General features: G+C 57.4%; 9 protein-coding genes, 1 other RNA gene and 2 riboswitches. Of the genes, 6 read left to right on the top strand and 4 right to left on the bottom strand.

The window, feature by feature from the left end:
- Positions 1-179 precede the first annotated feature (179 nt).
- The 4 genes from BOW53_RS06940 to BOW53_RS06925 all read right to left on the bottom strand — a co-directional run bounded on the left by BOW53_RS06940 (position 180) and on the right by BOW53_RS06925 (position 1552).
- Positions 180-767, bottom strand: coding sequence for a 5-formyltetrahydrofolate cyclo-ligase (locus BOW53_RS06940; protein ID WP_078487058.1), 588 nt, complete (start codon positions 765-767; stop codon positions 180-182).
- A 26-nt stretch (positions 768-793) separates the two neighbouring features.
- Positions 794-977, bottom strand: a non-coding RNA gene (ssrS, locus tag BOW53_RS06935) — 6S RNA.
- A gap of 30 nt (positions 978-1007) precedes the next feature.
- A complete protein-coding gene (locus BOW53_RS06930) occupies positions 1008-1322 on the bottom strand; it encodes a cell division protein ZapA (RefSeq protein ID WP_078487056.1) in 315 nt (104 codons plus the stop codon).
- Positions 1322-1552: a TIGR02449 family protein gene (locus BOW53_RS06925; RefSeq protein ID WP_172838807.1), complete on the bottom strand. Its 231-nt coding sequence runs from the start codon at positions 1550-1552 to the stop codon at positions 1322-1324. The genes BOW53_RS06930 and BOW53_RS06925 overlap by 1 nt, the downstream gene beginning before the upstream one ends.
- Positions 1553-1681: 129 nt before the next feature.
- Here BOW53_RS06925 and BOW53_RS06920 point away from each other — a divergent pair, with 129 nt between their 5' ends.
- The 6 genes from BOW53_RS06920 (at position 1682) to gcvH (ending at position 8106) form a co-directional block, all read left to right on the top strand.
- Positions 1682-2227: a UPF0149 family protein gene (locus tag BOW53_RS06920; protein ID WP_078487054.1), complete on the top strand. Its 546-nt coding sequence runs from the start codon at positions 1682-1684 to the stop codon at positions 2225-2227.
- Positions 2227-3537 carry a Xaa-Pro aminopeptidase gene (gene pepP / locus BOW53_RS06915; protein WP_078487052.1) on the top strand — a complete coding sequence of 437 codons (1311 nt, stop codon included), beginning with the start codon at positions 2227-2229 and terminating at the stop codon, positions 3535-3537. The genes BOW53_RS06920 and pepP overlap by 1 nt, the downstream gene beginning before the upstream one ends.
- A 70-nt stretch (positions 3538-3607) precedes the next feature.
- Complete coding sequence (gene ubiH, locus BOW53_RS06910; protein ID WP_078487051.1) at positions 3608-4831, top strand: 2-octaprenyl-6-methoxyphenyl hydroxylase; 1224 nt, start codon at positions 3608-3610, stop codon at positions 4829-4831.
- Positions 4788-6056, top strand: a complete 1269-nt coding sequence (locus BOW53_RS06905) for a UbiH/UbiF/VisC/COQ6 family ubiquinone biosynthesis hydroxylase (protein ID WP_078487050.1) — start codon at positions 4788-4790, stop codon at positions 6054-6056. Before ubiH ends, BOW53_RS06905 begins: the two co-directional genes overlap by 44 nt.
- Positions 6057-6104: 48 nt before the next feature.
- Positions 6105-6209, top strand: a riboswitch (glycine riboswitch).
- A 13-nt stretch (positions 6210-6222) separates the two neighbouring features.
- Positions 6223-6320, top strand: a riboswitch (glycine riboswitch).
- A gap of 73 nt (positions 6321-6393) precedes the next feature.
- Positions 6394-7485, top strand: coding sequence for a glycine cleavage system aminomethyltransferase GcvT (gene gcvT / locus BOW53_RS06900; RefSeq protein WP_078487048.1), 1092 nt, complete (start codon positions 6394-6396; stop codon positions 7483-7485).
- A gap of 225 nt (positions 7486-7710) precedes the next feature.
- A complete protein-coding gene (gene gcvH, locus BOW53_RS06895; protein WP_078487046.1) occupies positions 7711-8106 on the top strand; it encodes a glycine cleavage system protein GcvH in 396 nt (131 codons plus the stop codon).
- Positions 8107-8132 lie beyond the last annotated feature (26 nt).

The raw sequence follows: 8132 nt of genomic DNA, 5'->3' as shown, positions 1-8132 counted from the left end.
TGAACAATCGCCCTCGAAAATGCCTTGGCATTAAAACACCTAATCAGGTATTTTTCGGGATCAACCCACCTGTTGCTCTAGCGAGTTGAATCCGCGCATCTTTGCTTGCGATTGTTTTTATACTTTTCGTTGCGTTGTACAGGGGTAAGTCTGCACCGTTATCACTGCAAATAGCGGCGTTAAAACTTATAGACCATGCTTTCGGTAATCGCGTAGTGAATCGGTATATCCCAAGGGTTGCTTGGTAGCGATTGAACTTTTTGGCGCTCGTGTGCGAAGCCGGCAAGCCTTGGTCTGAACCACTGTTTGCGCAGGCGAAGGTAGTTGAGTGTTCTATCGTAGTAACCTCCACCAATGCCCAAGCGGTTCCCCTGTGTATCAAAGGCAACAAGGGGCATGATGATCAGGTCCAGCGCCCATGGCAGTACGGTCTTCTTTTTTCTGATATCCGGTTCGGGTATGCCGAATCGATTGCTTATCAACTTATCCCCTGGTGCATAGGGTGCGAACCAGAGCGATTTGTGGGTATTTGGTCTCAGTACGGGCAGGTAGAGTTTTTTTCCGGCAGAGAGTGCTTTTTCGGCCAATGGCTCGGGATTCAGTTCGCCATCGTTTGCCAGGTAGACAGCAAGGTGTTGGCACTGCCTGAAGAGCGGGGAGGAGTGGAATGTCCTAGCGGCGTCTCTGCTGTGGATGCGCTGCTCGTGGGGGGAGATCTCACGACGGCGTTGTCGGATCTCTATACGTAGCTGTCGGGTATTCGTCATGCAGGACCTGTAAACAGGATGAGGAGACATCCTCCGCCTGTGCCGCTGCTGACCATCGTTCTTGAACCAGTAGGTTCAAGTGGGAACAACGGCGGCGCTTCAGGCTTTCCGCTCGAGACGGACATGCGCACCGGCGCCTGCTTCATGCTCCCGGGGTATCAATTAGGCTCAAGAAAATACCCGGTTGGCTAGCGAACACCGCAGAGGATGTCTATATAACTAAGGCTAAACCTAAACTTCTTAAAGTTCCAGTTGATTGCTTTGACTTAGAGCAATCTCGATCTTTTCCTGCATTGCGCGCAACCGTTTGCTGATCCACTGGGAGGTGTCATCCTTGCTGTTTTTCTGCTCCAGCAAGTCATGGGCCAGGTTGAGCGCTGCCATGACGGCGATGCGATCGGTACCGATAACGCGTCCGCCGGTACGGATTTCGCGCATCTTTTCATCCAGGAACCTGGCAGAGGCCAGCAGGCTCTTCTGCTCTCCCTCCTGGCAGGCCACGCGGTACTCTTTCTCCATAATCCGGACTGTGACCGGGATACTGTTCTCGTTCACTAGCTGGTTTCCATGGACTTCAGGTGGGTGATCATGGATTCGACCCGGGTTTTGGCAAGTTCAGTTTTCTCGATCAGTTCGGCGCGCTCCGCCACTAGGCTCTCCTGCTTGAGACGCAGGGCCTTGTTTTCTTCCTTGAGCAGTGTGACTGCATGGATCAGATCGTCCACACGAACCTCAAGGCGCTTGAGGTCCTGGTCCATCACTGGGTTTTGATCTTCACTGTCCATGTTGCTCAATAATAGAGTGACCTACTCTATGGGTCAACGGCGCATGTTATCATCTGTTGCCCTGGTCAGTGCTGCCAATTCCCAGCCTGGCGGGTTTTTTTGTATATTCAACGAGGATTAAAACGGGTTATGTCAGAGCCTTCACTGGTGTATGAACGGTTTGAGCGTGAGTTGGCTTCTGCCGATATCGAGAGCAGCGGTGCTGAAGTTCACGGCATAATATGCGGATTGCTATGTGCCGGGCAGTCTGATGCCTACGCGGTTTTGCTGAGAGAGTTGCTGCCCGATTCGCCTGGAGATGATCTCTTGGCCAGGGAGTGCACGAACTCGCTGCGTAAGCTGTTTGATGAGACCGAGGCCGCCATAGATGGTCCTGGGCTCGGTTTTTCCCCGTTCATGCCAGAAGAAGAGAAATCGCTGAAGGTCAGAGCCCGGGCTGTATCGGAATGGTGCCAGGGGTTTCTCTATGGTATCGGGATCGCCGGCGTAGACCCGGAAGGGCAGCTGTCGGAAGAGACGCGCGAAGCGCTCAATGACCTGATCGAAATTACCCGCATGGATGTTGATGCCCTGGAAGAGAGCGATGAAGACGAGGATGTCCTGGTGGAAGTCGGTGAGTTCCTCTGGGTGGCAGCCATGCTGGTACACGAAGAGATAGTTCACGGCCCAAAATAATGACAACCAACGAATTCAAACGCCGCCGCCGCCAGTTGATGCGGATGATGGAACCCAGCAGTATCGCAATTCTGCCTGCCGCGCCGGTTGCCGTGCGCAACCGTGACGTGGAGTACCCCTATCGTCCCGACAGCGATTTCTATTATCTCACCGGCTTTGCCGAACCCGAGGCTGTAGCCGTGCTGATCCCGGAGAGAAAGCACGCCGAGTACATCCTGTTCTGCCGCGAGCGGGACCAGGAGAAGGAGATGTGGGACGGGCGTCGTGCCGGACAGGAGGGGGCTGTAGAGATCTACGGTGCCGACGACTCTTTTCCCATTGGTGATCTCAACGAGATCCTCCCGCGCATGCTTGAGCAGTGCGGGCGTGTCTATTATGCGATGGGCTGCAATCTTGAACTCGACAAACAGATGTCGGAGTGGATCAACGGTATCCGCAACAAGGCCAGGTCGGGTATCAATGGGCCGCTGGAATTTATCGCCCTCGATCACTACCTGCACGACATGCGGCTTTACAAAAGCCGCTCTGAACTCAAGGCGATGCGTACCGCGGCCAAGATTTCCGCAAAGGCACACAAGCGCGTTATGAAAGCCTGCCGCCCCGGGATCATGGAGTGGGAGCTTGAGGCTGAGTTCATGCATGAGTGTGCCACCGGTGGGGCGCGCCACCAGGCCTATTCACCCATTGTCGGTGGCGGTGAAAATGGCTGCGTGCTCCACTACACCGAAAACAAGGACAAGCTGCCAGACGGTGATCTTCTGCTGATCGATGCGGGCTGTGAATTCGACTATTACGCGTCTGATATCACCCGCACCTATCCGGTCAACGGTAAATTCAGTGAGTCCCAGCGCCTGCTCTATGAACTGGTATTGAAGGCCCAGCATGCGGCAATAGAGAAAGTGAAGCCGGGCAGCCATTGGGATGATCCGCACCAGGCTGCGATCAAGGTGATTACCAAGGGGCTCGTGGAACTCGGTATTCTTAAAGGACGGGTACCGAACCTGATCAAGAATGAGGCCTACAAGCGTTTTTACATGCACCGAACCGGACACTGGATCGGTATGGATGTTCACGATGTGGGTGACTACAAGGTGGACGGCAGCTGGCGTTTGCTTGAGCCTGGCATGGTATTGACCATCGAGCCCGGACTCTACATTCCGGCGGGCAGCAAGGGTGTTGCAAAGAAGTGGTGGGATATCGGCATTCGTATCGAGGATGATGTGGCGGTAACCAGGGACGGCCATGACATCCTCTCAAAGGATATGCCGAAATCAGTGCAGGAGATCGAGGCACTGATGGGTGGACGGTGACTGTTGTTGCCGCTGTCTTGGACGTAAGTCTATCTTCTCCGGGTAGGAGAGGAAGTTAGAGTAAGTAGTAATGAAAACAGATTTTGACCTCATCATCATCGGTGGCGGCATGGTTGGTGCCAGCCTGGCCCGCGCCCTCAGCGGCTGCGGCCTGGAAGTCGCCGTGGTGGAAGCATGGTCACTGGACTCCCAGGAACAGCCCAGCTATGACGACCGGGCGATTGCGCTGGCGTACGGTACGCGACAGATTTTGCAGGGCATCGGGGTGTGGGATGCCTTGCGGCCTGATGCGGAGCCGATACGCCACATTCATGTTTCCGACAGGGGGCATTTCGGGTTCACCCGTCTCGATCACAAGGATTACGGTCTCGAGGCCCTCGGCTACGTGGCTACGGGACATGCTCTCGGCAGTGTGCTGCTGAAGGGATTGAGCGAACTGCCCAGTGTCCATCTCTTCTGTCCTGCCCAACTGAGCGCCTTCGAAGTTGAGGAAGACAACGTCAGCGTCAAGCTGTCCATGGATGGCGAGGCGCATCAGCTCACCGCCCGCCTGCTGGTTGCGGCAGATGGTACCCGCTCCATGGTCAGGGAGACCCTGGGCATCGAGGTCAGGGAGTGGGGCTACGGCCAGACTGCCCTGATCAGCAACCTGACCCCGGGCATCGAACCCTCTGGTGTGGCCTATGAGCGTTTTACCGATGCCGGCCCCATGGCCATGCTGCCCTTGACCGAAGGCCGTTACGGCATGGTCTGGACGCTGGCGGATGAGGATGTCGACAGGGTCATGGCCCTCAGTGATGAGGAGTTCTTGAGCCAGGTGCAGCAGGGTTTCGGCTCGCGCCTGGGCATTTTTCAGAAGGCGGGGAGGCGCTCCTGCTACCCGTTGAAACTGCTGCAGGCGAAAGAGCATGTGCGGCCCCGTGTGGCCCTTATCGGCAACGCTGCTCACGCGGTGCATCCGATTACCGGACAGGGCTTCAATCTTGGTATACGTGACGTAGCCGTTCTGGCGGACCTGCTGGTCGATGCTGCCAAAGAAGGCGCAGACATCGGCAGTATGCAGGTGCTTGAAACCTATGCGGACTGGCGCAGGCGGGATCAGCAGGCGGTTGCCCTGATGACCGATGGCCTGGTCAGGATGTTTACCAACCCCCTGCTGCCTGTTCGGGTGGCAAGGAACCTGGGTATGCTGGCCCTGGACCTGGCGCCATCGGTTAAACAGATGGTCACCCGGCAGTTCATGGGTCTTAATGGCAACCTGCCGCGGCTTTCGAGAGGACTTCCCCTTGAGTGATGCAGAGAAAAAGCTGCGCTGTGATGTGCTGATCGCCGGCGGCGGCATGGTCGGTAGTGCACTGGGTTGTGTCTTGGCCCAGGAAGGCTTCCAGGTGGCAGTGATCGAGCGGCGCGAACCGAAGCTGGATTGGCCGGAAGATGAGGTGGATCTGCGGGTCTCCGCCCTGACCTGGGCGTCGCAACAGATTCTTCAGAATCTGGGGGCCTGGGAGCGCATGAGCGAGCTGCGTATCAGTCCCTATCGCGGAATGCATGTCTGGGATGCAGGCGGCAGAGGCAGTATAAGTTTCGATGCGGCGGAGATCGGTGAGCCCGACTTGGGGCACATCGTGGAGAACCGTATCACACAGCTGGCGTTGTGGGAGCGGCTGGGTACACTTGAGACCGCACATAGACTGTGCCCGGATTCAATCGATCGGCTCGAGCTCCAGGAGAGTCCCGTCAGGGCGGTGCTGATGAGCGGCACAGTGGTGGAGGCGGACCTTGTTGTCGCAGCAGAGGGAGCGACCTCCCCCGTGCGCGAAATGGCGGGCATCGCATCAAGTGGCTGGGCTTACGATCAGCACGCCATTGTGGCAACCGTCTGGCCTGAAGAGCACGCTGGTGAAGTGGCCCGCCAGCGTTTTATGTCCACGGGGCCCTTGGCATTTCTGCCGATCAACGACGGGCGCGTCTCCATCGTCTGGTCCACATCCCCCGAGGAGGCCGAGCGGTTGATGGCCCTCGATGACTCGGATTTCTGTGCTGAACTGACCGAAGCCTCGGAGCGTATGCTCGGCGAGGTGACGCGGGTTGGTCCCCGGGGTGTTTTCCCTTTGAAGCTGCGCAATGCCGATCACTATGTGCAGCCTGGCCTGGCCCTGGTGGGTGATGCGGCACACGGCATCCATCCGCTGGCGGGGCAGGGGGTCAATCTCGGTTTCCTGGACATGGCCGCCCTGGTGGATGTGCTGCTGGAGGCGCGAAAAGTTGGTCGCCCCCTGGGCAGTATGACGACCCTTCGGCGCTACGAGCGAGCCAGGAAAGGGGCTAATATCGCCATGCTGGGGGCCATGGACATGTTCAAGCGGCTGTTCAGTAACCAGAATCCGCCCCTGACCCTGATTCGGAACATCGGTCTCTCGCTGGTCAACGCCGCCGGGCCGGTAAAAAACGTTATTATTCGGAGGGCCCTGGGGCTGATTGGCGAATTGCCTTCCCTGGCCCGCCGTAAATGGGGTTGATTCTGCTTGGCATTGAGCAGTCTGAGGGGTATATTTCACATCTCAACCCAATCCCCTACGGGAGATGCAGGTGCTGATTGTCGAACAGACTGCGCCGGAGCCGAAGGCGCAAACCGTCCGGAATCGCTCAGGCAAAAGGACCGTAGGGAAGAGGCAGCAGAAGCCTCAGGTTGACTCTGGAGGGCGGTCTTAGGGCCCACCGACGGGGCAGAGCCTGCACAGAGTGCGGCTTTAAACTCTCAGGTTTTGGACAGAGGGGCGGCGTGAGACCGGTGGTCTTGCGCCGCCCTTTTGCGTTTAACAACCTGTTGCAGGTTCGGAGTTAAAAGGATCAGAGATGGACAAAAAGACCGTTCTGTTCGATGCCCACGAAGCCATGGGTGCCAAGATCGTCCCGTTTGGCGGCTGGGCCATGCCGCTGCACTACGGCTCTCAGCTCGAAGAGCATCATGCCGTTCGGAAAGATGCAGGCATGTTCGATGTCAGCCATATGCAGGTGGTTGACCTGACTGGCCCCGGGGCGGGTGATTTCCTTCGCCGCTTGCTGGCCAATGATGTATCCCGGCTCAAGACCCCAGGCAAAGCACTCTACAGTTGCATGCTCAACGAGCAGGGTGGCGTGATCGACGACCTGATCGTCTACTATCTGCGTGACGACTGGTACCGCATGGTAGTCAATGCGGCTACAGCGGAGAAGGACCTGGGCTGGATCAACAGCCAGGCCAGCGCCTTCGAAGTGGAGATCGATCCCCGGGCAGACCTGGCCATGGTGGCAGTGCAGGGTCCCAATGCCCGGGAGAAGGCTATGCCCCTGCTGCCGGAGGCCTTGCGGGGACCGGCTTCGGAGCTGAGCGTTTTCCACGCCGCTACCGATGGCAGTTGGTTCGTGGCCCGTACCGGCTACACTGGCGAAGACGGTTTCGAGGTGATGCTTCCCGAGTCTGATGCCGACGCTTTCTGGAAGGGTCTGGCCGAAGCCGGCGTGGCGCCCTGTGGCCTGGGTGCCCGGGATACCCTGCGCCTGGAGGCGGGTATGAACCTCTACGGCACCGATATGGATGAAGAGACCCTGCCTCTTGAGGCCGGGCTTACCTGGACCATCGCCTGGGATCCGGCGGAGCGCGATTTCGTCGGACGAAAGGTACTTGATGCCCGGCGGGGTGCAGAAGACAATCAAAAATTCGTCGGACTCGTTCTGACCGGGCGTGGTGTACTGCGAAACCACCAGAAGATCTTCGTTGGTGACCAGGAGGTCGGAGAGATCACTTCGGGCGGTTTTTCGCCTACACTGGAAAAGTCGATCGCCCTGGCACGGGTCAATAGATCTGTTGCCGATGAGTGCGATGTGGAGATCCGGGGAAAACGGATTCCGGCAAAGGTGGTCAAGCCGCCTTTTGTCCGCAACGGCAAGGCCTGTATCGAGGTCTAGGCAATAACATCGATCGCTGACCGCCATGGAAGGCTGAAAGCCGAGGCGGTTAGTCCCCGGTAGTGACCAGGACGTCCGGGGCACTAAATAGGCTGTCGAAGGCCGAGTCGATTTTGGGGACTTGGATGTCCCAAAATCTTTCACGAGGTCGAAGACTCGCTTAGGATGATGTCTGTCTGTCCATCAGCGAAGCAATCAACAAATTCAGTTTCAGGGGAAAGAGCAATGAGTAACGCGCCGAGCGAATTGAAATACACCAAGAGCCATGAGTGGATCAGAGACGAGGGTGATGGCACGGTCACCATCGGTATCACCGAGCATGCCCAGGAATTGCTGGGTGACCTGGTATTCGTCGAGTTGCCTGAAGAGGGCGCCAGTGTCGAGTCGGGCAGTGAATGCGCGGTTGTGGAGTCCGTAAAGGCCGCTTCCGATGTCTACAGCCCGGTTACCGGAGAAGTGTCTGCAGTCAATGAAGCACTGTCCGATGCGCCGGAAACCGTAAACGAGGACGCCTTCGGCGACGGCTGGCTGTTCAAGGTGACCCTGAACGATTCGGCCGAACTTGATGATCTGCTCGATGCCGATGCATATACCGAAGTGATGGAGTCCGAAGATCACTGAGCGGACCCTTGTTGAGTCCACGTAGT

It is taken from the genome of Solemya velesiana gill symbiont (assembly GCF_002020805.1).
Lineage (GTDB): Bacteria > Pseudomonadota > Gammaproteobacteria > Chromatiales > Chromatiaceae > Sedimenticola_A.
The sequence above is the reverse complement of the archived record's forward strand: the minus strand, read 5'-3'. Positions and strand labels throughout refer to the sequence as shown.

Bases quoted from the DNA above. Each gene is read 5' to 3' on its own strand.
- BOW53_RS06940 (WP_078487058.1), bottom strand. From the start codon at position 767: ATGACGAATACCCGACAGCTACGTATAGAGATCCGACAACGCCGTCGT.
- BOW53_RS06925 (WP_172838807.1), bottom strand. From the start codon at position 1,552: ATGGACAGTGAAGATCAAAACCCAGTGATGGACCAGGACCTCAAGCGC.
- BOW53_RS06920 (WP_078487054.1), top strand. From the start codon at position 1,682: ATGTCAGAGCCTTCACTGGTGTATGAACGGTTTGAGCGTGAGTTGGCT.
- pepP (WP_078487052.1), top strand. From the start codon at position 2,227: ATGACAACCAACGAATTCAAACGCCGCCGCCGCCAGTTGATGCGGATG.
- ubiH (WP_078487051.1), top strand. From the start codon at position 3,608: ATGAAAACAGATTTTGACCTCATCATCATCGGTGGCGGCATGGTTGGT.
- BOW53_RS06905 (WP_078487050.1), top strand. From the start codon at position 4,788: ATGGCAACCTGCCGCGGCTTTCGAGAGGACTTCCCCTTGAGTGATGCA.
- gcvT (WP_078487048.1), top strand. From the start codon at position 6,394: ATGGACAAAAAGACCGTTCTGTTCGATGCCCACGAAGCCATGGGTGCC.
- gcvH (WP_078487046.1), top strand. From the start codon at position 7,711: ATGAGTAACGCGCCGAGCGAATTGAAATACACCAAGAGCCATGAGTGG.